Below are 26,356 nucleotides of genomic sequence, written 5' to 3'. Positions count from 1 at the left end.
CTGCCCGGATGATAAAATGTCACTGTAAGCAATCAAAAGCAGAGAGCAGGATATGATATGAATTTGGAACAACAAACCAAAAAACTCAAGAAGGAGCTTGAACGGTTAAAGGACATATACGAAGAAAATAATCCCCCCGAGAGTAAAAAAGATAAACAATTTTTTCAAATGGTGAAGGAGCAGACAGCGCCAGTTTATGAATTGCTGGAAAAGTGGGAAGAAAAAGCACTGCAGGTTGTCAAAGAACGTAAAGTAAACCTGCATCCGCAGCAGGTTGCATCGACACGGGAAAATATGGAATTGCTTTTGCTGAACAGTTATTACGTTGATGTCAAACGACGGCGATACATGGAATTAAATCATTCTATTCTCTATATATTTGATCAGTTGTTATCAGAATTGCAGAACAACTGAGGTGCTTTACAACCATAACGTTTTCGATTATAATTATATCCCATTTCAGGTTACAAAGGCATCGTGGCACAGTCTTTTATGGATATAAGTTTCACTTTATATTGAAAGGCTCTTTTCGTAACCTTTGTTGTTCTTTAACCTCGCAATCGATATACACTGCGACACAGTGAAAATTTGAGTGCAATGAAAAGAAAGAGGGAAGCATATGAGCAGTCAGGAGCTACTTGATAAAGCCAGGGAAATAAAGGAAAAAGCTTATGTTCCTTATTCTGAATTCCCTGTCGGGGCAGCATTATTAAGCCAATCAGGAAAAATCTATACAGGCTGTAACATCGAAAATGCAGCTTATCCGGTCAGTTGCTGTGCTGAGCGGGTAGCCATTTTTAAGGCAATTTCTGATGGTGAATCCGATTTTACTGAAATGGCCGTTGTTGCTGATACCGAAAGGCCTGTTCCGCCTTGTGGATCCTGCCGGCAGGTTATGAGTGAATTTTTTAACAGTGACACGAAGATTAACCTGACAAATATACATAATTACACCAAAACTGTCACAATGGAAGAATTATTACCATTTTCTTTCAACTCAAGTGATATGGGAGATAGAGGCTGATTTAATCAGCTTCTTTTTTATCATTTAATTCGATAAGACAATACGGTGCAGGTCATGTTATACTATTATAAAGTAAGGGAAAAGATGCATATATACATATGAAACTAAATAGAGATATAAAAATGGACATGCGTATTGATTTTGTTTGGAAATCGTTTATAATTGATAAATCCGAGGTGACTTAAGATGAATGCAAACCGCATCCAGCTTACAGGAAAAGATATTTTGGAAAAAGAATTCAAAACAGGAATGCGCGGCTATAACCAGGAAGAAGTTGATGAGTTCCTTGACACGATCATTCAGGATTACGAAGCATTTCAACAGGAAATTGATAAGCTTCAACAGGAAAACGAAAGGATCAGAAAACAATCCGATCAGACAAGAAGCCGTGCAACTTCACCGAACCACCAAGTAAATTATGATATTTTAAAACGTGTATCCAACCTTGAAAAAGCTGTGTTCGGCAACAAATATGATGATTCTGAGTAATGGTTAAAATTTCCAGTGCCTGTTATGATTAAATATGATATAATGGTACCAGAAAATAATTGAGTACTTGCGTAATCGCTGTATATGTCACATATACAGAGGAAAGTCCATGCTCACACAGGCTGAGATGCTTGTAGTGTTCGTGCTTGACGAAATCATAAGTCAAGGTAGCCTTGATGGCTAACGGCAGTGGAAAATCCTAACTCGTAAGACAAGGATGAGTACACTTGAAAGTGCCACAGTGACGCAGTCGGCCTGGAAACAGTCCGAATGGAACGCGGTAAACCCCACGAGTGAGCAACCCAAATATTGGTAGGGGCACCTTTGAATAGGGAAGTGAACCGAAAAAGGGACAAGTATTCTCACAAATACTTGTAGATAGATGGTTACGACCGATGTACAAGGCTGACCACCGTCGAAGTACAACGGAACAGAACATGGCTTATCAAGTATTCAATGGTCGTCTATAATGTTAATGTATAACCTTTCTGATGTTATCGGAAAGGTTTTTTAAATTGCTGTCTAATGTGATAAACTAATACTGGTTAATTCAAAAAACGTGTTTTTTTGCCACAAAATCCGTAAATTGCGACGTAGTGCTATGTTGATTTCCGTTCCGGCCAGCCGCGCACCTTAGGGAACGGCTTCAGCCTCCGTTGCGGAAAACCGCCGCTGCTCAGGTCTAGACACGTGCTGTTCCCGCAGGAGCCGACTGGCCTCCACTCCAATCAACGCTCACAAGAGAGGTTTGATTACACGATAAAGGATTATAAAGCACAAAACAGCGGAGGAAATACGCGGAGACTCCAGCGGGAGGATAGGCATAGGTGAGACCCCGCAGTGCGTAAGCACGAGGAGGCTCACCAGCCGCCCGCGGAAAGCGGAGCGTATTTCCGGAGCGGTGTCATTGCTCTCAAATTTTTCACTGCGTCGCATTTTATATCGACTACGATGTTAAAAAGCAACAAAGCGAGAGCCCGGCAACAAGAAACCGAAATCTATTCGGGCTGAGGTGTTCAAAAGTATTAATACATAAAAAGAGCCAAATTTTATAACTTTAAAACGAAAGGGTTATAGTCTATGTCTGATGATGTGACGTTAATAGCAACAGCTGCAATGGGATTGGAATCCGTTGTGGCCTCGGAAGTCAAACAGCTCGGTTATGATGTGAGCGTCGAAAATGGTAAAGTTATGTTTAATGCACCTGTTTCTGCCATCCCGCGCTGTAACTTATGGCTGCGAAGTGCTGATCGTGTCAAAGTGCAAATTGGGCAATTCAAGGCCATAACATTTGATGAACTATTTGAAGCTACAAAAGCATTGCCTTGGGAAAATTTTATTACGGAAGAGGGGAAATTTCCTGTTTCGGGAAAATCCGTCAAATCAACTTTACATAGTGTCCCGGATTGTCAATCCATTGTTAAAAAAGCAATTGCCGAACGTTTAAAATTAAAGTATGGTGTTGCCGGTGACTTGCCGGAAACGGGTGCTTTATATAAGGTGGAAGTCTCCATCCATAAAGACGAGGCAACATTAAGCATTGACTCATCCGGTTCAGGATTGCACAAACGCGGCTATCGTATTGGCCAGGGCGAGGCGCCATTAAAGGAAACGATGGCAGCAGCTTTAGTATTATTGACGAATTGGAAACCTGATGATCCCTTTATCGATCCTTTTTGTGGTTCAGGGACCATTCCAATTGAAGCAGCTTTAATCGGACAGAATATCGCACCCGGTTTCAATCGTGAATTTGCTTCTGAAAATTGGAAGTGGATTAAAAACCGGTACTGGGAAGAAGCATTTGAAGAAGTGGAAGACAAAGCCAACTATGATCAGAAGCTTGATATAACCGGATCGGACATTGATCATAAGATGATTGAAATATCGAAGGATAATGCAACTGAGGCAGGGCTGGGTGATCTTATTTCATGGAAACAAATGCAAGCGGGTGACCTGTCTATCCGTAAAGCGAACGGTTATTTAATTGGTAACCCGCCATATGGACAGCGTATAGGTGACCGGGATGCGGCAGCGGATATATATCGGGATTTGGGAAAAATAATGAAAGAACTTCCGTCATGGAGTGTCTATATACTAACGGCATTTGATGCGTTTGAGCAAAAATACGGACAAAAAGCTACCAGGAAACGCAAGCTTTTTAACGGATTTATTCAAACCAATTATTATCAGTATTATGGAAAGAAAAAATAATATTAATGATCTGAAAACCAGAGGACATATCCTCTGGTTTTTTTCTTTATTTACAATTGTGATCCATCAATAAGACGAATAAAAACACCAAACCAGCTAATGATAATAAAAAGTCCAAGCAGCAAAAATAAGTACGCCTTTCAAACTAACCCTTTTGTTTAAACCGTTTGTGAAAAACCTGTTATATAGTTTTGATAATAATTTACATCTAACCAGCTAAAGTCATTGCTAAGATATTAATTTTTTCAGCAGTTTTTTTGAAGATACCAATTGCCCGTGTAAAGGGGGATGCATAACAGTGATTAGCTCAGTAGGGTTAGGAATTCCGCCATATGAAATATCGCAAACGGAAATTAAATCGATTGTTAAGGAAATTTTCAGTGATCGTGAATCACGGTTGGTTGAACGGCTTTTGCCGATTTTTGATCATGCGGAAATTGATAAGCGGCAGTTTGTTGTGGATTCAGAATGGTTTAGAGAATCTCATTCATTTCAGGAAAAAAATGATCTTTATCATCAGCTTGCGATCAAACATTCATTAAATGCCATTGATGCTTGTTTAACAGATGGAGATTTTCTGAAACAACCTGTTCCATATGAAGCTATTGACATGTTCATGTTTGTTTCCAGTACAGGAATATCCACACCTTCATTGGATACATACATCATGAATGAACGCCCGTTTAGAGAAGATGCAGCACGGATGCCGCTTTGGGGACTCGGTTGTGCAGGCGGTGCTATTGGCCTGTCACGTGCTTTTGATTGGATAAAAGCACATCCCGAAAAGAATGTGCTGGTCATCTGTTGTGAATTGTGCAGCCTGACGTTTCAAAAAGATGATCTTCAGAAAAGCAACCTCGTAGGAACAGCTTTGTTCGGAGATGGGGTTGGGGCTGCACTTCTAATGGGGGATAATTCAGCTTATTTGCCTTACAGTAAACATACGAAACCACGAATCATTCAGACAAGTTCTGCCACCAAAAAAAATAGTCATGATGTCATGGGTTGGAAAGTTACCAATAGAGGGCTGGAAGTCATCTTTTCCAAACGTATTCCGGCACTTGTGCGATCTTTTTGGCAGCAGCATACTGATCAGTTTCTACAAACCGTGAATATCAATCATCAATCCATCCATTCCTATATAGCACACCCTGGAGGCAGAAAGGTGTTAGAAGCAATGGAGGATGTTCTGCAAGCTGCCCGGGAAAAATTTAAATATTCCTATGACGTACTGTGGGATCATGGCAATATGTCATCGGCAACTGTGTTATACGTATTGAAAAAATGGATGCAGACAGGAATCACGGAAAATCAATTTAGTATCTTATCGGCTTTAGGGCCGGGATTCAGCTCAGAATTACTATTATTGGAGTGGGATAAAACATGACGACATGGATGTGGCTATTTTTATTAGCCGTCATAACACAACGCCTAGTGGAACTATCGATTGCCAAAAGCAATGAAAAATGGATGAAGCGCATGGGAGGTATCGAAAAAGGGGAGAAACATTATAAATGGTTTATTTTGCTTCATTGCAGTTTTTTTATATCAATCATTATAGAGACGTCACTCAAAAACCATGAATTCATGGGCGTCAATTATTTTCTGCTGTTTATCTTCCTGGCGGCACAGGCAGGCAGATTCTGGTGTATTCATGCGTTAGGGAAGTTTTGGAATACAAAAGTGATCATATTACCCGGTGTCGCGCTTATTAAAAAAGGTCCATACAAGTATGTCAAACATCCGAATTATATGATTGTCGCAGTTGAATTATTCGTCATACCATTACTTGTAGGTGCACCATTGACAGCATTTTTATATCCGATACTGCACCTTGTCTTATTAAGGGTCAGAATACCACGTGAGGAAAAAGCTTTAACAAGGGCAACATAGGGAGAAACAGGGAGAAACAGGGATAACTGTGATAAGCAGCTATCCCTGTTTCTTCATAGGAGACAATCTGCACCTAAGAAAAACTCAGGCCCAGCCTCGTCTTTTTAGAGGCCGGAAGTCAGGCTTGAGGAAATCGGCGAATTAGCCGATTTCAAGATTGAAAATGTCCCCTGACGTGATATATGTTCTTAGCTTTACTAAAAAGGCGGTAATCATTATAAGATTACCGCCTTTTGTGTATATACTTCAAGTTGGTTATTGTTTAACAACGTTTGCAGCTTGCGGGCCGCGCTCGCCTTCTACAATGTCAAATGTAACATTCTGACCTTCTTCCAGCGTTTTAAAACCTTCTTCCTGGATGGCAGAATAATGTACAAATACATCATTTCCTTCTTCCACTTGGATGAAGCCATAGCCTTTTTCCGCATTAAACCATTTTACTACGCCGTTTTCCATTGTAAATAATCCTCCTAAAAACTTTCACGTAAAACGTGTTAATACAAAGCAGATAAACAGAATTTAAAAAGCAGCTTCCTACAGAAGTGCTGGATTCACTATTGCATCCACTTCCATAGAAGCCGCTTGTCATTAATGATTCCATACATCTTCTTTGCTTGAGTCTAATATAGCTTATTTTAATCCTTCAGTCAAGAAAATGCGTTGATTTCTTTCGGTTTTTTAGCAAATACGTGTTTGCATTCAGAAGAGTTGTGAAACCGCTTAATAAAATTGTGGAAAAGTGTGTTAAAAATTTATAAGGTACGTTACACTGGAATAAAATGAACCGGAGAGGAGCATTTCAGATGAAAAGCGATATCGAAATTGCACAGAATGCTGAGTTAAAGCCAATTGATAAGATTGCTGCCGGGCTTGATCTAAAGCAGGAGGACTGGGAACCGTACGGCCATACCAAAGCGAAACTCTCTGATACATTATTGAACAAGCTGGATGATAAGCCAAATGGCAAAGTAATTTTAGTGACATCCATCAATCCGACACCAGCCGGGGAAGGAAAATCAACTGTGACAGTCGGTTTGGGACAGGCGTTGAATCGAATAGGAAAAAATGCGATGATTGCGTTGCGTGAACCGTCTTTAGGTCCGGTTATGGGAATGAAAGGTGGCGCAGCAGGCGGGGGATTCTCGCAAGTATTACCGATGGAGGATATCAACCTTCACTTTACGGGAGATCTGCATGCGATTACCAGTGCCAACAATGCATTATCCGCGATGATCGACAATCATATACACAGGGGAAATGAATTGAACATTGACCCGCGCCGTATTGAATGGAAGCGGGTAATGGATATGAATGATCGCGCTTTAAGACAGATTGTTGTCGGCCTGGGCGGACCGTTGCGCGGTGTTCCGAGAGAAGATGGTTTTAATATTACTGTTGCCTCGGAAATAATGGCAATTTTATGCCTCGCTACAGGTCTCGAAGATTTAAAGGCGAGACTTGCCGAAATTGTCATTGGCTATACATATGATGAACAACCTGTAACGGTAAAGGACTTAGAAGTAGAGGGAGCTCTTTCACTCCTGTTAAAAGATGCCATCAAACCGAACCTGGTTCAGACAACGGAAAACACACCAGCCATCATACATGGCGGACCGTTTGCCAATATTGCCCACGGTTGCAACAGTATTATGGCGACAAAAACGGCTGCTAAATTGAGTGATTATGTTGTAACGGAAGCAGGATTTGGAGCTGATCTTGGTGCTGAAAAGTTTTTGGATATCAAATCGCGTGCGGGGGAATTTAATACGGATGCTGCCGTAATCGTTGCAACTGTACGTGCTTTAAAGATGCATGGTGGTGTTGAGCAGGATAAGCTTAAGTCAGAAAACGTGGAAGCATTGAAAGCAGGTATGGACAATCTTAAAAAGCATATTGAAACGATTGAATCATTTGGACTGCCATTTGTTGTTGCGATTAATAAATTCCCAACTGATACAAATGCGGAAATTGACTTTATAAAAACATGGTGTGAATCTGAAAATGTTGATGTTGCGTTAACAGATGTACATGCAAATGGCGGGGAGGGTGGAACGGAACTCGCTGAAAAAATTGTTGAGAAAGCTGATGCTTCTGTCCGGAATTTCAATTATGTATATGATTTAAATGAGACACTCGAGGCAAAAATCAGGAAGATAGCGCAATCCGTCTATGGTGCTGACGATATAGAACTGTCACAAACGGCCAAAAAACAGCTTGCCTTTTACGAACAGCAAGGGTGGGGGAAACTGCCGGTCTGTATGGCGAAAACACAATATTCATTGTCGGATGATCCGTCTTTGCTGGGAAGACCCAAAAACTTCACAGTTGAAATCAGGGAATTACGGCCGTCAATTGGAGCCGGATTCATTGTTGCATTGACCGGCAACATGATGACCATGCCGGGCTTGCCTGCAAAACCGGCGGCACTCAATATGGATGTCGATCGAAATGGAAGAGTTTTAGGGTTATTCTAATGGATCAAGTCAATCAATTAGATGCTATCCGGGATTATGTATATACCGTTTTTAATAATGACTCAACCGGTCATGATTTTTTCCATATGGAACGGGTTGCGCTTATGGCAAGACATATAGCAAAAGAGGAGCAAGGAGATCCATTCATTTGTGAAGCGGCTGGATGGGTCCATGATATCGGTGACCGAAAGTTATTTTCGGGTCCTCAACAAGCTATTAGTGATTTGTATAAATTTTTACAATCCATTGGTTGTTCGAATGAAGACATCAACCGAATATCGACAGCTGCAGAAGATGTTTCGTTCAGCAAGGGAAAAATACCGTCCGTGCTGGAAGGGAAAATTATTCAGGATGCGGACCGATTGGATGCAATTGGAGCCATTGGCATTGCACGTACTTTTGCATATGGGGGCGCCAGCGGACAATTGATCTGGTATAACGAAGAGGAGCTCCAGCAGCAAACATCCATCCAGCATTTTTATGACAAGCTGCTTCACTTGAAAGATTCAATGAATACGGATACTGCTAAACAAATAGCTGACCAGCGGCACCAATTTATGGAGACATACTTAAAACAATTTTTTTGGGAGTGGCAATAACAACCTTTGAGAAAACAGCTTTAAACATTAAAATCGGGCAGAAAATGTGTCACATCCTGCCCGATTACCAATTATTCACGTACCGTTTCTTCTTTTTCTATCCTGTCATGGCTCAATAGCCAGTTATGCTGGAAAATTTCTGTCACGGCCAATAAAATACCCGTCAGAATCGCTCCGAAAAAAGTAACAGCGGTATCAGCAAACATCATGGCACCAAAGTAGACAATCAACGTACTAACGATAAAATCCACACCGATACTGAGTCCATTCGTTTCTTCACGTAACATCGCTCTTTCCATAAAATACCCTACAAAAGCTAACACAACACCAAGTATAATCGGCTGGTACCAATAACCAAAATCGACATTCGGAAAAATCCATGATGCAACGTATAACGCAATTGGACATACGAGCAATTTCACGATTAACCCGGTCATAAAATCCCACCTTTATCATTTTTATATGGATAACATGTGCGATAAAGGCAGAACTTATTCAGGAAGAACACAAACGTTTACTGAACCCTTCCCGCACCCAAATACCGATCCTGCCAATAGGACTGACTCAGTTTGCTGGTTTCAACACCATTGGATTCGCCGGCATGAATGAATTTGCCGTCACCAATATAAATCCCCATATGAGACGGCCCTGGTTTATATGTTTCGAAAAAGACAAGGTCTCCTACTGAAGGACTGTCAACTTGTGTTGTAAAATTCCATGTATCACTTACAGTCCGGGGGAGGGAAATCCCTTCTGCCTGAAAAATATACTGAATGAATCCGCTGCAATCAAACCCGCCCGGAGACTCCCCTCCCCAGACATACGGTGTTCCAATCTGGGCACGTGCTGCTTCAATGGCTTCAGGATGATTTGTACTTGTTACATTAACTTGTTTTGGTTCCTGAGTTGTTTCCGCTTGATTTGTTTCTTCTTGCGGCGTCTCGTCTTCTGTTGTTTGCTGAATTGTTTCTTGTGGAGCCTGCTCATTATCCTGTTGTTCGGATTGATTTTCTTCATATAACGCTTTTAAAGCAGCATCATCGATCAATTCCGTATCATGTTCTTGCTCAGCTTTTTCGAGAGCTTTTTGGGTCAGCGGTCCATAAAGACCATCAATTTCACCTTTGTAGTAACCGAAATACTCCAGTGCACGCTGCACGATTTCAACATCCGAACTTGGCATACCTGGATGGATCGAACCGGACAATTCATCCAGCTGTTCTTCGTATTGTTTCTTTTCTCTGTCAACAACTGAATTTAATGTTTTAAAATTGGCCTGACCAGTAACTTTTAAATCATGGTTTGCCTGGAAATTTTTCAATGCATGTTCTGTCAAAAGACCATAATCACCATCAATTGTATCATCAAAATAAGATAATTTATTCAGCTTTTGCTGCAGGATTCTTACAGTTTCACCATGCTGTCCATATTGCAATTGCTCAGCCTCGATCAATTGCTCATTTTGTTGTACAGGATATGCATCAACATAGAATGCAAACGGCTGACTTAACACGTAGCTATACAATATTGATTGTTTCACTACATGTTCCATAGTACCATTCAGCATGCAAATATCCCCTTTCATGAGTGACTGCTTATAAAGATTTATGTCTTTCCCAGCCTGCTTATGCGCCAGCCGGTGTTTACGTTTGTGTTACAATAAGATTAAATTGCTATGATTTAACTAAACATTTATATTAAGATAGATGTATGAGGTGAGAAAAATGATGAATGGTGAACAAGGCTATTTAAGTTTATGCCAATACATACTCAAAAATGGAACGAAGAAGACAGACCGGACTAATACCGGGACTTATTCTGTATTCGGTCAACAAATGCGGTTCGATCTGCAGGACGGCTTTCCGCTCCTGACAACAAAAAAAGTGCCATTTCGGCTGATTGCCAGTGAACTGCTCTGGTTCATTAAAGGTGATACAAATATCCAATACTTGCTGCAGCACAATAATAATATCTGGAACGAATGGGCTTTTAAACAATGGGTGCAAAGCGAGGCGTATGAGGGACCTGATATGACCGATTTCGGAAATCGCAGTCAGCAGGATCCTGAGTTTAATTTGCTTTATCAGGAACAGATGACTATTTTTAAGGAAAAAATACTGAATGATAATGCATTTGCAAAGAAGTTTGGTGATTTGGGAAGCGTATATGGAGAGCAATGGCGGGCCTGGAAAACATCTCAAAATGAAACAATCGATCAATTAAAAGACGTTATCGATTCGATTCGCAACAAGCCGGATTCACGGCGGCATATCGTTACAGCGTGGAACCCGGAAGATATCCCGAATATGGCGTTGCCGCCGTGTCATACGCTGTTTCAGTTTTATGTGGCGGATGGAAAACTCTCATGCCAATTATATCAGCGCAGTGCCGACATATTCCTCGGTATGCCGTTTAATATAGCCAGTTATGCATTGTTGACTTATTTAATAGCACATGAATGCGGCCTCGAGGCAGGGGAATTCGTTCATACGCTGGGGGATGCCCATATTTATACGAACCACGTTGAACAAGTGAAAACGCAGCTGGGACGGGATACCAGACCATTCCCGACGCTTAAGATCAACAAGGAAAAAGCATCTATTTTCGATTTCGAACTGTCAGATTTCGAAATTCTTGATTATGACCCGCATCCATCAATTAAAGCACCTATCGCAGTTTGAGCAAAAGGAGGTCGAGGACACAGATGATATCATTTCTTGTTGCCATGGATCGCAATGGTGTCATTGGGTACCAGAATGATTTACCATGGCACCTGCCAAACGATTTAAAGTTTTTTAAGCAAAAGACGACCGGAAATACGATTATTATGGGTCGAAAAACGTTTGAAGCAATCGGACGGGCATTGCCAAACCGCAGAAATGTCGTGATTTCGAAACAGCATGATCAATTTCCGGAAGGGATTGACGTCATCCGTGATACGAAAACCGTCTTAGACTGGAATAGTCAGCAACCGGATGATGAATTGTTTGTGATTGGCGGCGGAGATATTTTCAAACAGTTTCTGCCACATGCCAATCGCATGTATATTACGTGGGTTGATGAGATTTTTCAGGGGGACACATATTTCCCTGATTTTAAAGAAGCAGAATGGCAATTAACAGCTAAGGAAAAAGGGTTAAAAGACAATAAGAACCCTTATGACTATTACTTCCTGCAATATGATCGATAGGGTGTGTGAAGTATGAAAATCTGTGGCGTCATCCTTTCGGGCGGTCAATCATCCCGGATGGGGAAGACCAAATCATTACTGGAAATTGATGGGAAGTCCGCTATTGAACATATTGCTGATGAATTAAAAAAATACGCCCATCACTTAGCGGTTATTACAAATGAGCCGGCAACCTATCAATTTCTTGAGCTGGATTTATACAAGGACAGATACGAAAACATGGGACCCTTGGCTGGAATAGAATCAGCTATTCATCATATAGAGGCAGATGTTTATGTATTTGCTGCATGTGATATGCCATTTGTCCATCAGGACGTTTACCGGTATTTAGTCCAATCGTTGAATCAAGCTGAGGCCGTCATTCCGGTGTATCATGACAGAATGCACCCATTATCAGGTGTATATACAAAAAATGTACTGCCGAAAATCCAAAAGCTGCTTGACAACGACCAGCGTAAAATCAGGGCTTTATTCGACTCTATAACGGTTAATTATGTAACTGATTATAGCGGCATCCCTGAGTATATTTTGGATAAGCATTTTTTTAACATGAATTATCCGGAACAATACGAAATGGCGAAACGAAAAACTCAGGCCTAACCTCGTCTTTCCAGAAGCCAGGAGTAAAAGATCAGATTGGGTGGAAATCGGCGAGTTAGCCGATTTCTATGTTTAAAATATCACCCCTGAATTTTATACCTGCCTTATCAGATAGTCATCCTGGTTTTAAGTTGCCTAAAAGCATCCGCTCATGTTACACTTTTATCAACTTAAGGCTGTCCGCAGTCGAATGTCTGAACGTTGGAATCGTGAGTTTTCTGCTGGATATATTATAATATACTTAAAGAAGGTGTCATAAATGGGATTAGGCAGTATCGGCTTTCCTGGATTAATTTTGATTTTAGTGATTGCATTGATTATTTTCGGGCCAAAGAAGCTTCCGGAAATCGGAAAGGCTGCCGGGAATACATTACGTGAATTCAAAAAATCAACACAGGATTTAACGAGCGATGTTTCTGATGAAGTCAAAGAAACAAAAGACATTGTGAAGAAAGATGATCAAAATAAATAATCATCCGGAGTGATTATAAATGGGATTAGGCAGTATCGGTATTCCCGGGTTAATTTTAATTCTCATTATTGCATTAATCGTTTTCGGGCCGTCCAAATTACCCGAAATCGGTAAAGCTGTCGGGAGTTCACTAAAGGAATTCAAAAATGCGACCAAAAATATAGGTTCAGATGATTCCGATAACAGTGATCAATCATCAAAGAAATGAGCTGCTTAACGAAGGTGTAGGGGATTACCTTACATCTTCTTTTATGCTTGGATTGGGAGCGTGAACCATGTCTGAAGAACAGCAATTTGAAAATGAAAAAGAGATGAACGTCATAGGGCATCTGTCTGAACTCAGAAATCGTCTTATCGTAACAGCTGTTTTTTTTGTTATATTTTTTGTCATTGGTTTTATATATGTTGATGTGATTTATAGCTTTATAGAAAGTGACTTACCGTTCAAATTAAGTGTCACCGGTCTGACTGATTTGATATCCGTTTATTTAACGTTGGCTGCTGTTACAGCGTTTATCGGGACTTTGCCGATATTATGTCTGCAGACCTGGCTGTTTATCAGACCCGGGTTGACCAAACCGGAGCGGAGGGCAACACTGGTGTATATACCGGTGATATTTATTTTATTTATCACTGGCCTTGTCTTCGGATATCTTGCGTTTGTGGAATTGATTATACCGTTTTTACTTTCCTTAAACGAAGGAATGTTCAATGAAATCTTCACATACGACCGGTATTTCAAATTGTTATTCCGGATTGTCATTCCGTTTGCTATATTTTTTGAAATTCCGGTTATCGCTATGTTTCTGACACGTCTGGGGATAATAACACCGGAATTCATGCGGAGAACGCGAAAGTACGCGTATCTGATACTTGTTATTATCGGTGCATTCATTACACCGCCGGATTTTATTTTACAGCTTGTTGCAATTGTGCCTTTGATTCTTTTATATGAAATCAGCATTTATCTTTCCGGGATTGTTTACCGGAAAAAGATGAAAAAACATCGGGAATTTATGGAGAGTGATAATCTTGTTTAGGCAGTGGGGGGCTTACAGTAAAGCATGCGTTCATTTTATCATTATGCATTAACATACAGAGGAAGGGAGACGGACGATAAAAGTCGTTTGGCTGACTGGATGTTTTTTGATCACGACTTTCCGAAGCAGTCTGCTGATTATCATGAAATCAGCAATTACCCTCGAGTGGAACAGCCGTTCACAAATGCTCTAGCCGTTTTTGAATGAGGCTATGGGACAGTACAAAGCGGGATCAAATAGACTAGTTCCGGAATCAGCCGGACTGGTCATATAAACATCCAATTGAAAGGATGTTATGAAAAGCAATTCGCTTATCCGGCTCACTAAATCTATTCAGGATGACATGACCTGTTTGAGAGTCTAATTTATTGAGGACTCCTGTCACTTCTGCTATTGTGCCATTTTCATATATCTGCAGACAAACAGGGACTTGAAATTCAAAGGCCTCCAGCAGTTGAGCATTCAGCAGTTCTGACTGTTGTTCATCGAGATTGGGCTTTATTCTCTCACCATCATTTTCCCACATCTCCTTTAACAGCTCTGCGTGTTCCGGTAACATTAACGATGACCATTTAATACTCCCGCGATCTCTTGGCATTTTATTCACCTCAAACGTTATTATACAAGAACATGGGTTCGATTTCCAGCAATATATTTTGCTTAAACGAATAGTGAGGACACATATTTAACAGCACACAATTTAAAACAAACGTTTGATCAATTTTTTCTCCGACCTATGGACCGGTTTTTGTAATTGAAATGGGGGAGGGTAACAGCATTCCTGATTATTCGCCAAAATCCTCGTTGGCAATGTAATATTATGTAGGCTTATGCGGTTGCCCGGGAAATATTCATTTGCCAAACATTTATGAATTCATGAAATGCCACATTAATTATCAGCGACTTGCCGGATAAACGCCTACACTATTATATAGTCACGACGTATAATAACCTAAGTGACTTCACCTATAGAGGAGGATCATAATGGTATGGCCTATCCAGCAACAACAGCCGAATAGCGGCATGATGACACGTGATGGTTTTTTCCCGGGAGGACCACCTCCGCAGCAAGCACCAGGGGGGTTGCAGAAACTTTTATCATCCCAGGCTCCCCAAAGTCTATTAACACCGGAGCGAATTAGTGGTTTATCACAAAAACTGGGTAACGCACAACAGGTATTAAACGTCGTCCAGCAAACTGCTCCACTTGTTCAACAATACGGACCAATGGTAAAAAACCTGCCAATGCTTTTCAAACTGGTGAAAGCATTAAACGAGGACGATTCTGAGGAAACAGCCGAGAGTGCTGTTAGTGAAGACCAGCCCGAAAGTGAAGAAGGAATAGACATAACAGATGCGGATCCGGAAGAAGACAACTTGGATGAGATGGAATTTGAGACGGTAAAGTCAGGTGAATCAACGCCTAAATTGTTCATTTAAATGTATTTTTTAACAGCCTTCATTCCTTTCCAGGCACATGATTTGATTTTTTCTGTTAAAAACGAAAAAATAGGCATAGGATATTGGTAAAATGGAGGTATACTATGACGACTGAATTAGCTACATTTGCAGGTGGATGCTTCTGGTGTATGGTAGAGCCATTTGATGAGCGCCCAGGTATTGAGAATATTGTGTCAGGTTATACCGGGGGCCACGTCGAAAATCCCACATATGAGGAGGTATCCTCTGATACAACCGGCCATGTGGAAGCAGTTCAAATCACATTTAACCCTGATATAATGCCATATGACGAACTTGTTAATACGTTTTGGCAGCAAATTGACCCAACCGATGCCGGCGGTCAGTTTAATGATAGAGGTGAATCGTATCAGACAGCTATTTTTTACCATAATGAGGCTCAAAGGCAAATAGCTGAACAATCCAAACAAAAGCTGGAACAAAGCGGCAAATTCTCTAAACCGATTGTTACACCAATTCTACCTGCGCAGACGTTTTACAGGGCTGAGGAAGCACACCAGGACTATTACAAAAAGCAGTCATTTCATTATCGCCTGTACAAAAAAGGATCAGGAAGAGAAGACTTTATTAAAGAAAACTGGAAGCAGCGTCCCGATAAATCTGAGTTAAAGGCAAAACTCACACCAATCCAGTATAATGTTACACAGGAAAACGGCACGGAACAGCCTTTTGCAAATGAGTATTGGGATCATAAAGAAGAAGGTGTATACGTCGATATCATCTCAGGCGATGTCCTGTTCTCTTCACAGGAAAAATTTGATTCGAATTGCGGCTGGCCAAGCTTTACCAAACCTGTTGATCCATACCGGGTTGAGGAAAATACGGACACAAGTCACGGCATGATCAGGACTGAAGTCAGAAGCAAGAATGCCGATTCACACTTGGGGCATGTTTTTAATGATGGCCCAAAAGACAGAGGTGGATTACGCTATTGCATGAACTCAGCTGCGATGAAATTCATACCAAAAGAAGAGATGAAAGAGAAGGGTTATGAAAATTATTTACACCTTTTCGATTAAGTTGACGATAATATAATTATGTTAACAAGGTTGGAGGATAACATGATACATTTAAAATGGGAAGGCAATGAAACGATTAAAACAATTGAATGTGTTCATGTGGACGCCGAAAAATTTATCGTTCACAATAAATTAACGCCGGGCAAGCAATACGATGTCAAAAATGAAACGGACGAATTTTACTTCATTATCGATAATAGTAATCGGATCGGCGGATTTTATAAGGACTATTTTAAAGAGATCGGATAACGGGCTGCGCATGCCCGTTATTTTTTTCATTTATTTTATAAGGCTGTTTTCCAAAAGATTGTGGTTCTTGCCACAAAATCCATAAAGAATGTCTTCCTCCCATTCTATCAGGGCCTGAGTGCTAGTTCATCGCTGCGGAAAAATACTCCCTTTCCGCGGGGACGCCTCAGCCTCCTCGCTCGCAAACCGCTCGCTGCGGGTCTTTCAGACTGTCCTTTCCGCAGGAGTGTCGCATTTTTCCGCAGCTTCGTGTCGTGTTCTGTTCTAGTGGAGAAGATTCAATCTACAGAAAGTCAACACCAGCGGAGGAAATACACGGAGACTCCTGCGGAAAGTGGCCAATGTGAGACCGCAGCGACGAGCAAAACATCCACCGAGTAGGCTGCGAGTTGCGAGGAGTGCTGCTTCGCCGAACACACTTGCAACACGACGAGCACACAGGAACGAGCGAGGAGGCTCACGGGTCACCCGCGGAAAGCGAAGTGTATTTCCGAAGCGGTGTCATTGCACTTAAATTTTTCAGTGTGCCGCAATCTATATCAACTGCGAAATTAAACAGCAGCTAGGTTTATGAAAAGGCCCTTTTATAAATAAAGATTTGCCAGGAGAATCCCCGACGTTTCCTGATAAATTTCTTCAAATTGTCGAAATGGCAGCGGATTCACACCAGTTCCCAATTCAACGGTATAGCCGGGACGTCTGAATTCCTGGATAAACCAGTCTTTATAACCTGCATAACTGTCTACATACCGTATGGGCTGATAACCGCTCAGACGACTGTATTCATTGACAATATCTTGTGCAACAGGTGGTTCCAGTCCTTCAAACCCCAGTAGATGACTTCACTGGGTATGGGAGTGCATTAACACGCAAAAGTTCCGTTCCCTGGCTAAATTTGCCATGCTATCGGCTTCAGGTTCCGACAATGGATTTGGACCAGATATCTCTCGGTTGTGTGATCAGTTTTCGTGCTGCTTCCGTCCCAAAGTGCCGGATACTGGTTATTCAAGTCAACCCCGGTAATGTTTGCTTTCCAGTTCGAAAAATCCGGATTCTGATTGTTTAGCTCTAACACATCATCCTGGTAAGGTCCGGCTGCCGATGCACCGTCCAGTACCAAATTGACGCCATCCGGATTAACCATTGGAACAACAGATAAGTTTGTCTCAAAAAGATAAGGAAGTACATTCATCCCCCTTATTGGCATCCGGTTCGTCAGTGAGCGTGCATATTCATCGATAAAGCGCATAATGACTGATGTTGTTATCCATTCTTGAGCATGAAATGATCCATTCAGATGAACGTGTTTGTTTCCTGTGCCTATCTGCAATTCGATAATATCTTTTCCCAGGACTGAGCTTCCGATTGCCTGTTGAAAAATAAATGGATAAACACTAAGTAAACGATTGATATCGCGTATCATTTTATCAAATGTATAATGATCAAAATCTATTAGAATCAGATCATTCACACGTTCCGGAATGACAATTTGCTGACCGGCTTGCAAACTTTCCGAATCAATACCCGGATTTGCTAATTGCAGCATATCGACCGGGATATTTCGTGTCATTGCAAGACGCCATAACGTATCACCTGGAGATACTTGATAGAAATGCGCCATATAACCGGGTATCTGCACAGCCTGACCGACCGCTAACTGATAAGTGTTTAATTGTGGATTTGATTGTTCAATCAGAACCAGTGGAACATCAAATAATTCACTGTAATACCAGAAGGAATCATTGGGACGGATGACAACTTCCATAATTTATCTCTCCTCATATATCAGGATAATAAATTCTATGTATCTTCGCCATGTACGTGTTATCTCGCTTGAAACCGGCAGACATATTCTGTAATATGTTTATAAGAAGTTATGTTGGTTTGAATCTTTAAGGGAGGAGATTTGCTTGGCATTTGTCATTACATCACCTTGTATAAATGAAAAATCAGGCGAATGTGTGGAAGTTTGCCCTGTTGATTGTATAGAAGAAGGTAAGGATATGTTCTATATTGATCCGGATATCTGTATTGACTGTGGAGCATGTGAAGCTGTTTGTCCGGTGGAAGCCATTTATATGGAAGATGACGTACCGGAAGAAGAAGAGAAATTTATTGAACTGAACGCCAAATTTTTCCGGGAAAATTAGGGAAAAGCCGCTGCCTGTCATGGCAAGCGGCTTTTCTTATCTGATAGAAAACGTCTTGTAGCCCTTTTCCTCTTGCTGCGTATCTATCTGCATATCCTCAATCCGAATAAATGGGCTGAACCCACTTTCCAGGTCAGTCATAAATGAATGAACCTGACTGTCACTGCCCTCCACTTCCAATTCAACACTGCCGTCAGATTTGTTTTGAACCCATCCATTTAAGTTATATTCCTTGGCGTACTGTTGTGCCGAATACCTGAAACCGACACCTTGAACACGCCCGTTTGCGATGATATGTGCATGCATCATTATCGTCTCCTTTATGATTAGTGCCTTATATTATATAGCCGCACATTCTTTATTTAAAACTATCCAATTTTTACCCTTATACCAAAAAATATGTCATAAATCAAATGAATTTTCGACAATCCTGTTACTAAAATTCCGTGATAATTATCACATAAGTTTAAATCTTGTTGAGATATTAATTGTTACTCATTTGACTGCATGATATGCTGAAAAACAATAAGAAGCACCTGCCAATGGTGATATTTCAGCTTGACTGCAAAGAGGAGGTGAAATAATGTCTGGTCCTGCCTTAAAACATGCAGACAGTCATAGTGCTATTCATGAAGCAGCATTAAATGAAGCCATCGAATTAACAAACATGCTCGACAATCTTCACCAAAATAATCAGAAAGAGGAAGCATTGGAATTAGCATACGTTCTTGTTGAACAATGGGAAACACGAACACTTGCCCACGCAGACGCGGAGGAAGAAGGGTTATATAAAGATCTGGTGGAGGAAAACCCGGAAGTAAAAGACGATATTGTCGCTTTGACACGCGATCATGATTTATTACGAATCATTGTCAGTGAAATTAAACAGGATCTTCCTGAGAATGGTATAAACGATGCGATCATACAACGTTTCCAGTCCCTGATTATTGTTGATGAATTGCATAATGAGAAGGAAATGGAAGTACTCCCTGATCACTGATTGAGATAATATTTTAACTTGGAGGTGAAATGCATTGAGCTTTGATGAAACATCATCCGGGCGTGAGCAACCTATGCGAATCATTTTGCCAAATTTATATAATGAAATAACCAAACAATTGGAAGAACAACATAACATTCATCCCTATGATATCCAGGCAAAAGCAGTAACCGAGGATTCAGGTTATCAGGTCATCATTTACTTCGGTGATGGGTTTTCACATCGAAAATCAAAGCATTTTTCAAGTGAAGCCATTGAAAAAATGGATACTGATGAATCCGGATTTATAGAAGAACTTGGAGATGCCTGTAAAGAAGTTATGATTGCCGATTACTTTAAGATGATGAGGCCAACATAGAAACGTCAAGGAACTTCTCATCGAAAGGGGGCTTTAAGATTGTTTTTATTTGAAGATGAAGCAAATATTGTCCAGGATCGTGAGGATTTGCTTTCTATTCTTAAAATGCGGTTTGGTGATATTCCTCCAAAAATTATAGAAGCTATTTATGACGTTAAGTCGTACGAAACATTGGAACGGTTAATACTGGTTGCCTCCAATGTGCCAAATTTCAAAGTATTTCTTGAAGAGCTGGAAGAAGGAGAAGGCAGCTTCCGGATATTAGGAGACAGATTCAATCCAATCGAAGCTCAATATGAGGGGGATGGATCAGGTGAGAAAAAACACAAATAAATTATTTGAAAAATTGAAGCACGTCAAAACCGGAAACAAACTGAATGAGGGCTGGACTGAGGAAAGCCCGCGCCCGCGTGATTCAGAAGATATATACCGGAGAAGGTGGCAGCATGATAAAGTTGTACGTTCAACACACGGTGTGAACTGTACTGGTTCATGCAGCTGGAAAATTTATGTTAAAGACGGCATCATCACGTCCGAAACGCAGCAGACAGACTATCCAAGCACAGGTGATGATTTTCCGGAATACGAACCACGCGGATGTCCAAGGGGAGCAAGTTTTTCCTGGTATACTTACAGCCCAATCCGGGTCAAATATCCATATGTGCGCAGTGACTTATATGAGTTATGGAAAGAAGAGCGTGCTAACAGCAATGACCCGGTACAAGCGTGGGAAAACATCGTCACGAACCCTGAGAAGCGTGAGCAATATGTACGGGCTCGCGGAAAAGGCGGTTTCGTACGGGCAACCTGGCAGGACATGTCCGAAATGATTGCCAGTGCCAGCATCCAAACGATCAGGAAATATGGACCTGATCGTGTTGCCGGATTCAGTCCAATCCCGGCAATGTCAATGATCAGCTATTCAGCTGGGACCCGTTTTCTATCGTTAATCGGTGGAACAATTTTAAGCTTTTACGACTGGTACGCTGATTTACCGCCAGCTTCTCCTCAAGTATGGGGTGAGCAGACAGACGTACCGGAAAGTGCTGACTGGTACAACTCCAAATACTTTATCATTTGGGGAACTAACCTGCCGCAAACCCGTACACCTGATGCACATTTTATGGTGGAAGCAAGGTATAACGGTACCAAAGTCGTCGGTGTCAGTCCGGACTACGCAGAATATGAAAAATTTGCTGACATCTGGCTTCCTGCAAAGGCCGGAACTGATGGAGCACTTGCTATGGCGATGACCCATGTTATTTTAAAAGAATTTTATGTTGATAAAGAGACACCTTATTTTATAGATTACGCCAAGAAGTTCACCGACTTGCCATACTTAGTTACCGTGAATGAACAAAATGATGAATACCGCAGTGACCGCTTCCTGCGTGCATCCGACATAAATGACGCGCATGACCTCGGTGAATGGAAAACATTAGTATGGGATTCCCAGGCGAGTCAACTGACAGCGCCGAATGGCAGTATGGGCTTCCGCTGGGATGACGGCAGCAATTGGAATCTTCAATTAGATAAAGAGGATGGCAGTTTGATTGATCCGGAACTTAGTTTCATAGACAAATCAGATGAAACGGTGATGGTAAGCTTTCCTTATTTTGCAGAAAAGGAAGGCGATATTGTCAAACGCGGGGTCCCTGTCAAACACATTCAGGATGCTGACGGTAATACCGTAAAAGTAACGACTGTCTATGATCTGATGATGGCACATACAGGTATTGACCGGAACCTGCCAGGTGACTATCCGGCAGACTATGACGATCCGAAACCATACACACCGGCGTGGCAGGAATCCATTACAGGGGTAAATAAAAACCATGTGATCAAGGTAGCCAGAGAATTTGCGGACAATGCTGAACGTACAAAAGGGAAATCAATGATTGCCATGGGTGGCGGAACCAATCACTGGTTTCATAGTGACCAAATCTATCGCGCTATTCTGAATCTCGTATTGTTAACAGGTTCACAAGGTGTCAATGGTGGCGGATGGGCACATTATGTCGGCCAGGAAAAGGTTCGGCCTCAGGAAGGCTGGCAGCAAGTGGCGTTTGCAGGCGACTGGCAAAAACCGCCGCGGCACCAAAACGGCACATCTTACTTTTATTTCATAACCGATCAGTTCCGTTATGAAGAAATACCGGAAGAACCTGAGCTAACAGAATGGGGAAGTAAATATAATGCGATGCATCCAGCTGATTTAAATGCACTGGCTGCAAGATTGGGCTGGCTTCCATCATATCCGCAGTTTTCCCAAAACTCTATTGATCTCGTAAAGGAAAGTCGTGAGAGGGGAGCACAAACTGAACAGGAGATTATTGATGATGTTGTCGGGCAAATCAAAGATGAACAAATCGATTGGGCAATCGAAAATCCTGACGACCCAAGAAACTTCCCAAGAGTATTTTTTAATTGGCGTTCCAACCTGCTTGGTGACAGTGGCAAAGGACATGAGTTTTTTGTCAAACATCTGGTTGGCGGTGACAATCAGGTGTTGGCTGAACCGGAAAATTCATGGCAGCCGGAAACGGTTAATACAGAAGGTGAGGCACCTACCGGGAAAGCAGATTTATTAGTAAGTGTTGACTTTCGAATGACTAGTTCAGGCCTGTTTTCCGATATTGTCCTGCCGGCAGCAACTTGGTATGAAAAAAATGATATCAGCAGTACGGATTTACATCCATTCGTCCATCCGTTCAATGCAGCTATTTCACCGCCGTGGGAAGCTAAAAGTGACTGGAATACATTCCGTGAAATCGGTAAAGTATTTTCAGAGCTGGCAGAAAAACATCTACCGAAAACGGAAGAAATTGTAGCATCACCGCTTGGCCATGATTCACCTGGTGAAATTGCCCAATCGCTCGGTAAAGTGAAAGACTGGCGCAAAGGTGAAGTTGAGGCTATTCCAGGCAAAACGATGCCAAGCCTGAAAGTGGTCGAACGCGATTATCCGAATGTTTATCAAAAAATGACCACAATTGGACCTTTAATCAAAAACGGCTATGGCGGTAAAGGTGTCACAATACCGGGTGAAGAAGTCTATGAAGAACTGGAGACCAGGCTCGGTAAATCGAGGCGTGACGGCATTGGAAAAGGTCGTCCGGATTTATACACGGACGAACAGGCTATCAATGCCATTCTGGCGATGTCCGGTGCGACTAACGGCAAAAGAGCTGTTGCCGGATGGAAATCACTCGAAGCCAAAACAGGACAAAAACTGGAGGACATTGCGAAGCCACGTGCAGAGGAAGATCACACACTGAGAGATTTGAGCATTCAGCCGCGCAATGCCATTTCAACTCCGGTATGGAGCGGTTTGGAAAAGGATCATCGGCGTTATTCACCATTTACCGTTAACACCGAATATAACATTCCGTGGCGGACGCTTACCGGAAGGCAAAGTTTTTATCTTGATCATGAAATGATGCTTGATTATGGCGAAGGACTGCCATTGTATTTACCACCATTACGCTTCGGGCCATTCCTGAAAAAAGAGGAAGGCGTAGAGGAGAATGACAACAAATCAATTACGGTCAGATATTTGACGCCACATCAAAAATGGGGAATCCATACGATGTTTACGGATACAACCCCTATGTCACAACTGTTCAGAGGATGGCAGACCATCTGGATGAATGAAGATGATGCCCATTCCATTGATCTTAAGGATAATGATTTTGTTGAAGTCTACAACCGTAATGGTGCGATTGCAGCAAGAGTCGTTGTAACTTACAGGATACCAAAAGGCATGGCCTATATGTACCACGCACAGGACCGGACATTAGGCGTACCGGCAACATCCATCACTAAAAACGGCGGCAAAAAGCGTGGTGGAACCCATAACAGTGTAACCCGTGTGACACTTAAAGGGACACATATGATTGGTGGCTATTCACAATTAAGCTATGGTTTTAACTATTACGGACCGACTGGCCATCAACGGGATACAATAGCGGTCATCAGAGCTTTAAAGGAGGTAGATTGGCTTGAAAATTAAAGCACAAGTCGCAATGGTAATGCATTTGGATAAGTGTATCGGCTGTCACACCTGTTCTGTAACGTGTAAAAATACGTGGACCAACCGGCCGGGAACCGAATACATGTGGTTCAATAATGTGGAAACCCGTCCAGGCACCGGTTATCCAAAACGCTGGGAGGATACAGAACGGTTTAAAGGCGGATGGACACTTAAAAATGGAAAACTGCAGCTTAAAGCCGGAGGACCCATTTCCAAGCTATTAAACATTTTTTACAATCCGGACATGGCGACAATGGATGATTATTATGAGCCGTGGACATATAACTATGAACATTTAATCGATAGTCCTAAGAGCGAAAATTTGCCTGTAGCCCGTCCAAAGTCCGCTATCACAGGTGAGTATATCGACAAACCGGAATGGGGATCGAACTGGGATGATGACCTGGCAGGCGGCACTGAAACCGTATCACAGGATCCGACTGTCGAAAAACTGCAGGAACATATTTCATTGGAATATGAAAAAACATTTATGATGTATTTACCGAGAATCTGTGAACATTGCCTGAACCCGTCATGTGTTGCTTCATGCCCATCAGGTGCACTGTACAAACGCGATGAAGATGGCATTGTTCTGGTTGACCAGGAAGCATGCCGCGGCTGGCGTTTTTGCATGAGCGGATGCCCGTATCACAAAGTGTACTATAACTGGAATACACACAAAGCCGAAAAATGTAACTTCTGCTATCCACGGACTGAGGCAGGAATGCCGACAATTTGTTCAGAAACATGTGTCGGAAGAATCCGCTATATCGGTGTCGTGTTGTACGATGCGGATCGCGTAAAAGAGGCAGCTTCTGTTGAGGATCCACAAGATCTGTATGAATCGCAACTATCTGTATTCCTTGATCCATTTGATCCTGAGGTGATTGAAGAAGCACGTAAAGCGGGGATCAATGATGAGTGGATTGAAGGCGCACAAAATTCACCAATCTATAAAATGGCGATTAAATGGAAAATCGCTCTGCCATTACATCCGGAATATCGTACACTGCCAATGGTTTGGTACGTACCGCCGCTCAGTCCAATTATGAATCATATTACAAACGAAGATGATCTGGATACAGATGGCTATATCCCGGCTATCGACCAAATGCGGATTCCGGTAGAGTATCTTGCTTCGATTCTGGCGGCTGATGACACCGAACTCATCCGTAAAGTATTGCTTAAATTAACAGCTATGCGGGTGCATATGCGCGGAAAAACAGTAGGCGGTGTCGATGAATTCAGAGAAAGTGAACTGCTGAAAGAAGCCAATACAACACCTGAAGAACTTGAAGACATGGCTCGTCTGCTGGGCATTGCCAAATATAATGAACGATTTGTTATCCCGACCGGCAGAAGGGAAATGGATGATGATCTCTATTACCAGCAAGGAGCGTGCAGTCTTGAGGATCTTGCACCGCCGGAAGGTATGGCATCCCTTATCGGAGGTAACAGATAATGGATAGTCAGGAACGCACGTTATTGGTAATAGGGTCCCGCTTACTCGCGTATCCTGAGGACGATTTCAGAGGTGATCTGAGAGATATTAACGATAGCATCGAAGACAATATGACAACATCACGGTTACGCGACCGTCTGAAGTCTATCGTATCTATCTTTAACCTTTTCTCACTTCAGGATTTAAGAGAGATGTATGTGTCAACTTTTGATCTCCGGGCTAAAAATGGTCTTTACCTGACTGCTCATGAACTCGGTGACAGCAGCAAACGGGGGGCAGCCCTTATCAGATTGCAAAATATCATCAAGCAGGCTGGCTATGAAAGGATTGATGACGACCTGGCAGATTATATCCCAATGCTGTTTGAATTCCTCGCTGTTGCACCGGAGAGTCAGGATAATGAGCGGTTAATCAAACGTCTTGCGGTTGCTGTTCAGCGGATCATGAAAAATCTGCCTGATGAGAACCCATATTACAACCTTTTGCAGCTATTAATGGAAGTTGTATTTCCAGAACCAACCAAAAAGGAAATTGCAAAGCTGGAGTTCGAACGGGAAGAAGCAGATTTGGAAGAATTGCCGTTTCCAATCATGTATGGCTGAGTAAAGAACTTT

31 protein-coding genes and 1 other RNA gene are annotated in these 26,356 nt (G+C 41.9%); 26 read left to right on the top strand and 6 right to left on the bottom strand.

Annotated features, from left to right (window positions below; translation table 11 throughout):
* Window positions 1-57 precede the first annotated feature (57 nt).
* The 7 genes from Len3610_RS05725 (at window position 58) to Len3610_RS05695 (ending at window position 5,617) form a co-directional block, all read left to right on the top strand.
* On the top strand, window positions 58-414 hold the full coding sequence (locus tag Len3610_RS05725; RefSeq protein WP_176447104.1) for a DUF1798 family protein: 357 nt from the start codon (window positions 58-60) through the stop codon (window positions 412-414).
* Window positions 415-619: 205 nt separating this feature from the next.
* Window positions 620-1,024 (top strand): cytidine deaminase, encoded by a 405-nt coding sequence (locus Len3610_RS05720; protein WP_176447103.1) that lies wholly within the window; start codon window positions 620-622, stop codon window positions 1,022-1,024.
* A gap of 186 nt (window positions 1,025-1,210) precedes the next feature.
* The gene (gpsB, locus tag Len3610_RS05715) at window positions 1,211-1,513 is read left to right on the top strand and encodes a cell division regulator GpsB (protein ID WP_176447102.1); all 303 of its coding nucleotides are present in this window, start codon (window positions 1,211-1,213) and stop codon (window positions 1,511-1,513) included.
* A 63-nt stretch (window positions 1,514-1,576) separates the two neighbouring features.
* Window positions 1,577-1,963: RNase P RNA component class B (rnpB, locus tag Len3610_RS05710), an RNA gene on the top strand.
* Between the two features lie 630 nt (window positions 1,964-2,593).
* Complete coding sequence (locus Len3610_RS05705) at window positions 2,594-3,724, top strand: THUMP domain-containing class I SAM-dependent RNA methyltransferase (RefSeq protein WP_176447101.1); 1,131 nt, start codon at window positions 2,594-2,596, stop codon at window positions 3,722-3,724.
* Between the two features lie 235 nt (window positions 3,725-3,959).
* Window positions 3,960-5,111 carry a type III polyketide synthase gene (locus Len3610_RS05700; protein WP_255259886.1) on the top strand — a complete coding sequence of 384 codons (1,152 nt, stop codon included), beginning with the start codon at window positions 3,960-3,962 and terminating at the stop codon, window positions 5,109-5,111.
* On the top strand, window positions 5,108-5,617 hold the full coding sequence (locus tag Len3610_RS05695; protein WP_176447100.1) for an isoprenylcysteine carboxyl methyltransferase family protein: 510 nt from the start codon (window positions 5,108-5,110) through the stop codon (window positions 5,615-5,617). The genes Len3610_RS05700 and Len3610_RS05695 overlap by 4 nt, the downstream gene beginning before the upstream one ends.
* Window positions 5,618-5,872: 255 nt before the next feature.
* Here the strand turns inward: Len3610_RS05695 and Len3610_RS05690 are convergent, their stop codons facing one another.
* Window positions 5,873-6,073, bottom strand: coding sequence for a cold-shock protein (locus Len3610_RS05690; protein ID WP_010530780.1), 201 nt, complete (start codon window positions 6,071-6,073; stop codon window positions 5,873-5,875).
* Window positions 6,074-6,420: 347 nt separating this feature from the next.
* Between Len3610_RS05690 and Len3610_RS05685 the strand changes: the two genes are divergently transcribed.
* On the top strand, window positions 6,421-8,091 hold the full coding sequence (locus tag Len3610_RS05685) for a formate--tetrahydrofolate ligase (RefSeq protein ID WP_176447099.1): 1,671 nt from the start codon (window positions 6,421-6,423) through the stop codon (window positions 8,089-8,091).
* Entirely contained in the window at window positions 8,091-8,690 is a 600-nt protein-coding gene (locus Len3610_RS05680) for an HD domain-containing protein (protein WP_176447098.1), read from the top strand. Before Len3610_RS05685 ends, Len3610_RS05680 begins: the two co-directional genes overlap by 1 nt.
* Window positions 8,691-8,761: 71 nt before the next feature.
* Here the strand turns inward: Len3610_RS05680 and Len3610_RS05675 are convergent, their stop codons facing one another.
* Entirely contained in the window at window positions 8,762-9,127 is a 366-nt protein-coding gene (locus tag Len3610_RS05675; RefSeq protein ID WP_176447097.1) for a DUF2512 family protein, read from the bottom strand.
* Between the two features lie 77 nt (window positions 9,128-9,204).
* Entirely contained in the window at window positions 9,205-10,257 is a 1,053-nt protein-coding gene (locus Len3610_RS05670; protein WP_176447096.1) for a C40 family peptidase, read from the bottom strand.
* Window positions 10,258-10,414: 157 nt separating this feature from the next.
* Between Len3610_RS05670 and Len3610_RS05665 the strand changes: the two genes are divergently transcribed.
* The 7 genes from Len3610_RS05665 to Len3610_RS05635 all read left to right on the top strand — a co-directional run bounded on the left by Len3610_RS05665 (window position 10,415) and on the right by Len3610_RS05635 (window position 14,199).
* Window positions 10,415-11,371 carry a thymidylate synthase gene (locus tag Len3610_RS05665; protein WP_176447095.1) on the top strand — a complete coding sequence of 319 codons (957 nt, stop codon included), beginning with the start codon at window positions 10,415-10,417 and terminating at the stop codon, window positions 11,369-11,371.
* Window positions 11,372-11,394: 23 nt separating this feature from the next.
* Window positions 11,395-11,880: a dihydrofolate reductase gene (locus Len3610_RS05660; RefSeq protein ID WP_176447094.1), complete on the top strand. Its 486-nt coding sequence runs from the start codon at window positions 11,395-11,397 to the stop codon at window positions 11,878-11,880.
* 12 nt (window positions 11,881-11,892) lie between these two features.
* A complete protein-coding gene (locus Len3610_RS05655) occupies window positions 11,893-12,480 on the top strand; it encodes a molybdenum cofactor guanylyltransferase (protein WP_176447093.1) in 588 nt (195 codons plus the stop codon).
* A gap of 259 nt (window positions 12,481-12,739) precedes the next feature.
* Complete coding sequence (gene tatA / locus Len3610_RS05650; protein WP_176447092.1) at window positions 12,740-12,952, top strand: twin-arginine translocase TatA/TatE family subunit; 213 nt, start codon at window positions 12,740-12,742, stop codon at window positions 12,950-12,952.
* Window positions 12,953-12,971: 19 nt separating this feature from the next.
* Window positions 12,972-13,160: a twin-arginine translocase TatA/TatE family subunit gene (gene tatA, locus Len3610_RS05645; protein WP_176447091.1), complete on the top strand. Its 189-nt coding sequence runs from the start codon at window positions 12,972-12,974 to the stop codon at window positions 13,158-13,160.
* Between the two features lie 67 nt (window positions 13,161-13,227).
* On the top strand, window positions 13,228-13,992 hold the full coding sequence (gene tatC / locus Len3610_RS05640) for a twin-arginine translocase subunit TatC (RefSeq protein ID WP_176447090.1): 765 nt from the start codon (window positions 13,228-13,230) through the stop codon (window positions 13,990-13,992).
* 24 nt (window positions 13,993-14,016) lie between these two features.
* Window positions 14,017-14,199: a YozE family protein gene (locus Len3610_RS05635; protein ID WP_176447089.1), complete on the top strand. Its 183-nt coding sequence runs from the start codon at window positions 14,017-14,019 to the stop codon at window positions 14,197-14,199.
* Window positions 14,200-14,245: 46 nt separating this feature from the next.
* Here Len3610_RS05635 and Len3610_RS05630 read toward each other — a convergent pair whose 3' ends face one another.
* Window positions 14,246-14,590, bottom strand: a complete 345-nt coding sequence (locus Len3610_RS05630; protein ID WP_176447088.1) for a YolD-like family protein — start codon at window positions 14,588-14,590, stop codon at window positions 14,246-14,248.
* 386 nt (window positions 14,591-14,976) lie between these two features.
* On the opposite strand from Len3610_RS05630, the gene vrrA reads away from it, so the two are divergent.
* The 3 genes from vrrA (at window position 14,977) to Len3610_RS05615 (ending at window position 16,739) form a co-directional block, all read left to right on the top strand.
* Window positions 14,977-15,432 carry a VrrA/YqfQ family protein gene (gene vrrA / locus Len3610_RS05625; protein WP_176447087.1) on the top strand — a complete coding sequence of 152 codons (456 nt, stop codon included), beginning with the start codon at window positions 14,977-14,979 and terminating at the stop codon, window positions 15,430-15,432.
* Between the two features lie 104 nt (window positions 15,433-15,536).
* The gene (msrB, locus tag Len3610_RS05620) at window positions 15,537-16,490 is read left to right on the top strand and encodes a peptide-methionine (R)-S-oxide reductase MsrB (RefSeq protein ID WP_176447086.1); all 954 of its coding nucleotides are present in this window, start codon (window positions 15,537-15,539) and stop codon (window positions 16,488-16,490) included.
* A gap of 42 nt (window positions 16,491-16,532) precedes the next feature.
* Window positions 16,533-16,739 (top strand): DUF6501 family protein, encoded by a 207-nt coding sequence (locus Len3610_RS05615; RefSeq protein ID WP_176447085.1) that lies wholly within the window; start codon window positions 16,533-16,535, stop codon window positions 16,737-16,739.
* An 889-nt stretch (window positions 16,740-17,628) separates the two neighbouring features.
* On the opposite strand, the gene Len3610_RS05610 is transcribed toward Len3610_RS05615, so the two are convergent.
* Window positions 17,629-18,504, bottom strand: a complete 876-nt coding sequence (locus tag Len3610_RS05610) for a M14 family zinc carboxypeptidase (protein WP_369693648.1) — start codon at window positions 18,502-18,504, stop codon at window positions 17,629-17,631.
* A 145-nt stretch (window positions 18,505-18,649) separates the two neighbouring features.
* Between Len3610_RS05610 and Len3610_RS05605 the strand changes: the two genes are divergently transcribed.
* Window positions 18,650-18,889, top strand: coding sequence for a 4Fe-4S dicluster domain-containing protein (locus Len3610_RS05605; RefSeq protein ID WP_176447084.1), 240 nt, complete (start codon window positions 18,650-18,652; stop codon window positions 18,887-18,889).
* Between the two features lie 36 nt (window positions 18,890-18,925).
* On the opposite strand, the gene Len3610_RS05600 is transcribed toward Len3610_RS05605, so the two are convergent.
* Entirely contained in the window at window positions 18,926-19,198 is a 273-nt protein-coding gene (locus Len3610_RS05600; RefSeq protein WP_255259809.1) for an acylphosphatase, read from the bottom strand.
* A 274-nt stretch (window positions 19,199-19,472) separates the two neighbouring features.
* Here Len3610_RS05600 and Len3610_RS05595 point away from each other — a divergent pair, with 274 nt between their 5' ends.
* From Len3610_RS05595 to narJ, 6 genes are read left to right on the top strand one after another with little or no spacing between them, the layout of a single operon-like run.
* Window positions 19,473-19,889, top strand: coding sequence for a hemerythrin domain-containing protein (locus Len3610_RS05595; RefSeq protein ID WP_176447083.1), 417 nt, complete (start codon window positions 19,473-19,475; stop codon window positions 19,887-19,889).
* A 34-nt stretch (window positions 19,890-19,923) separates the two neighbouring features.
* Entirely contained in the window at window positions 19,924-20,247 is a 324-nt protein-coding gene (locus tag Len3610_RS05590) for a hypothetical protein (protein WP_176447082.1), read from the top strand.
* A gap of 39 nt (window positions 20,248-20,286) precedes the next feature.
* On the top strand, window positions 20,287-20,580 hold the full coding sequence (locus Len3610_RS05585) for a hypothetical protein (protein ID WP_176447081.1): 294 nt from the start codon (window positions 20,287-20,289) through the stop codon (window positions 20,578-20,580).
* Window positions 20,561-24,259: a nitrate reductase subunit alpha gene (locus Len3610_RS05580; protein WP_255259808.1), complete on the top strand. Its 3,699-nt coding sequence runs from the start codon at window positions 20,561-20,563 to the stop codon at window positions 24,257-24,259. The genes Len3610_RS05585 and Len3610_RS05580 overlap by 20 nt, the downstream gene beginning before the upstream one ends.
* Complete coding sequence (gene narH / locus Len3610_RS05575; RefSeq protein WP_176447079.1) at window positions 24,249-25,742, top strand: nitrate reductase subunit beta; 1,494 nt, start codon at window positions 24,249-24,251, stop codon at window positions 25,740-25,742. Before Len3610_RS05580 ends, narH begins: the two co-directional genes overlap by 11 nt.
* Window positions 25,742-26,344: a nitrate reductase molybdenum cofactor assembly chaperone gene (gene narJ / locus Len3610_RS05570; protein ID WP_176447078.1), complete on the top strand. Its 603-nt coding sequence runs from the start codon at window positions 25,742-25,744 to the stop codon at window positions 26,342-26,344. Before narH ends, narJ begins: the two co-directional genes overlap by 1 nt.
* Window positions 26,345-26,356: the final 12 nt, after the last annotated feature.

The sequence above is a fragment of the Lentibacillus sp. CBA3610 genome (genome assembly GCF_013373365.1).
Lineage (GTDB): Bacteria > Bacillota > Bacilli > Bacillales > Amphibacillaceae > Lentibacillus.
Note: the sequence above shows the minus strand (reverse complement) of the source record. Positions and strands in the feature narration are given on the sequence as shown.

Bases quoted from the DNA above. Each gene is read 5' to 3' on its own strand.
- Len3610_RS05705 (WP_176447101.1), top strand. From the start codon at position 2,594: ATGTCTGATGATGTGACGTTAATAGCAACAGCTGCAATGGGATTGGAA.
- Len3610_RS05615 (WP_176447085.1), top strand. From the start codon at position 16,533: ATGATACATTTAAAATGGGAAGGCAATGAAACGATTAAAACAATTGAA.
- Len3610_RS05630 (WP_176447088.1), bottom strand. From the start codon at position 14,590: ATGCCAAGAGATCGCGGGAGTATTAAATGGTCATCGTTAATGTTACCG.
- Len3610_RS05725 (WP_176447104.1), top strand. From the start codon at position 58: ATGAATTTGGAACAACAAACCAAAAAACTCAAGAAGGAGCTTGAACGG.
- Len3610_RS05665 (WP_176447095.1), top strand. From the start codon at position 10,415: ATGATGAATGGTGAACAAGGCTATTTAAGTTTATGCCAATACATACTC.
- Len3610_RS05610 (WP_369693648.1), bottom strand. From the start codon at position 18,504: ATGGAAGTTGTCATCCGTCCCAATGATTCCTTCTGGTATTACAGTGAA.
- Len3610_RS05695 (WP_176447100.1), top strand. From the start codon at position 5,108: ATGACGACATGGATGTGGCTATTTTTATTAGCCGTCATAACACAACGC.
- Len3610_RS05655 (WP_176447093.1), top strand. From the start codon at position 11,893: ATGAAAATCTGTGGCGTCATCCTTTCGGGCGGTCAATCATCCCGGATG.
- Len3610_RS05600 (WP_255259809.1), bottom strand. From the start codon at position 19,198: ATGATGCATGCACATATCATCGCAAACGGGCGTGTTCAAGGTGTCGGT.
- tatA (WP_176447091.1), top strand. From the start codon at position 12,972: ATGGGATTAGGCAGTATCGGTATTCCCGGGTTAATTTTAATTCTCATT.
- Len3610_RS05670 (WP_176447096.1), bottom strand. From the start codon at position 10,257: ATGCTGAATGGTACTATGGAACATGTAGTGAAACAATCAATATTGTAT.
- Len3610_RS05660 (WP_176447094.1), top strand. From the start codon at position 11,395: ATGATATCATTTCTTGTTGCCATGGATCGCAATGGTGTCATTGGGTAC.
- msrB (WP_176447086.1), top strand. From the start codon at position 15,537: ATGACGACTGAATTAGCTACATTTGCAGGTGGATGCTTCTGGTGTATG.
- vrrA (WP_176447087.1), top strand. From the start codon at position 14,977: ATGGTATGGCCTATCCAGCAACAACAGCCGAATAGCGGCATGATGACA.
- Len3610_RS05720 (WP_176447103.1), top strand. From the start codon at position 620: ATGAGCAGTCAGGAGCTACTTGATAAAGCCAGGGAAATAAAGGAAAAA.
- tatA (WP_176447092.1), top strand. From the start codon at position 12,740: ATGGGATTAGGCAGTATCGGCTTTCCTGGATTAATTTTGATTTTAGTG.
- Len3610_RS05635 (WP_176447089.1), top strand. From the start codon at position 14,017: ATGCGTTCATTTTATCATTATGCATTAACATACAGAGGAAGGGAGACG.
- Len3610_RS05595 (WP_176447083.1), top strand. From the start codon at position 19,473: ATGTCTGGTCCTGCCTTAAAACATGCAGACAGTCATAGTGCTATTCAT.
- Len3610_RS05675 (WP_176447097.1), bottom strand. From the start codon at position 9,127: ATGACCGGGTTAATCGTGAAATTGCTCGTATGTCCAATTGCGTTATAC.
- Len3610_RS05685 (WP_176447099.1), top strand. From the start codon at position 6,421: ATGAAAAGCGATATCGAAATTGCACAGAATGCTGAGTTAAAGCCAATT.
- tatC (WP_176447090.1), top strand. From the start codon at position 13,228: ATGTCTGAAGAACAGCAATTTGAAAATGAAAAAGAGATGAACGTCATA.
- narJ (WP_176447078.1), top strand. From the start codon at position 25,742: ATGGATAGTCAGGAACGCACGTTATTGGTAATAGGGTCCCGCTTACTC.
- Len3610_RS05690 (WP_010530780.1), bottom strand. From the start codon at position 6,073: ATGGAAAACGGCGTAGTAAAATGGTTTAATGCGGAAAAAGGCTATGGC.
- Len3610_RS05680 (WP_176447098.1), top strand. From the start codon at position 8,091: ATGGATCAAGTCAATCAATTAGATGCTATCCGGGATTATGTATATACC.
- gpsB (WP_176447102.1), top strand. From the start codon at position 1,211: ATGAATGCAAACCGCATCCAGCTTACAGGAAAAGATATTTTGGAAAAA.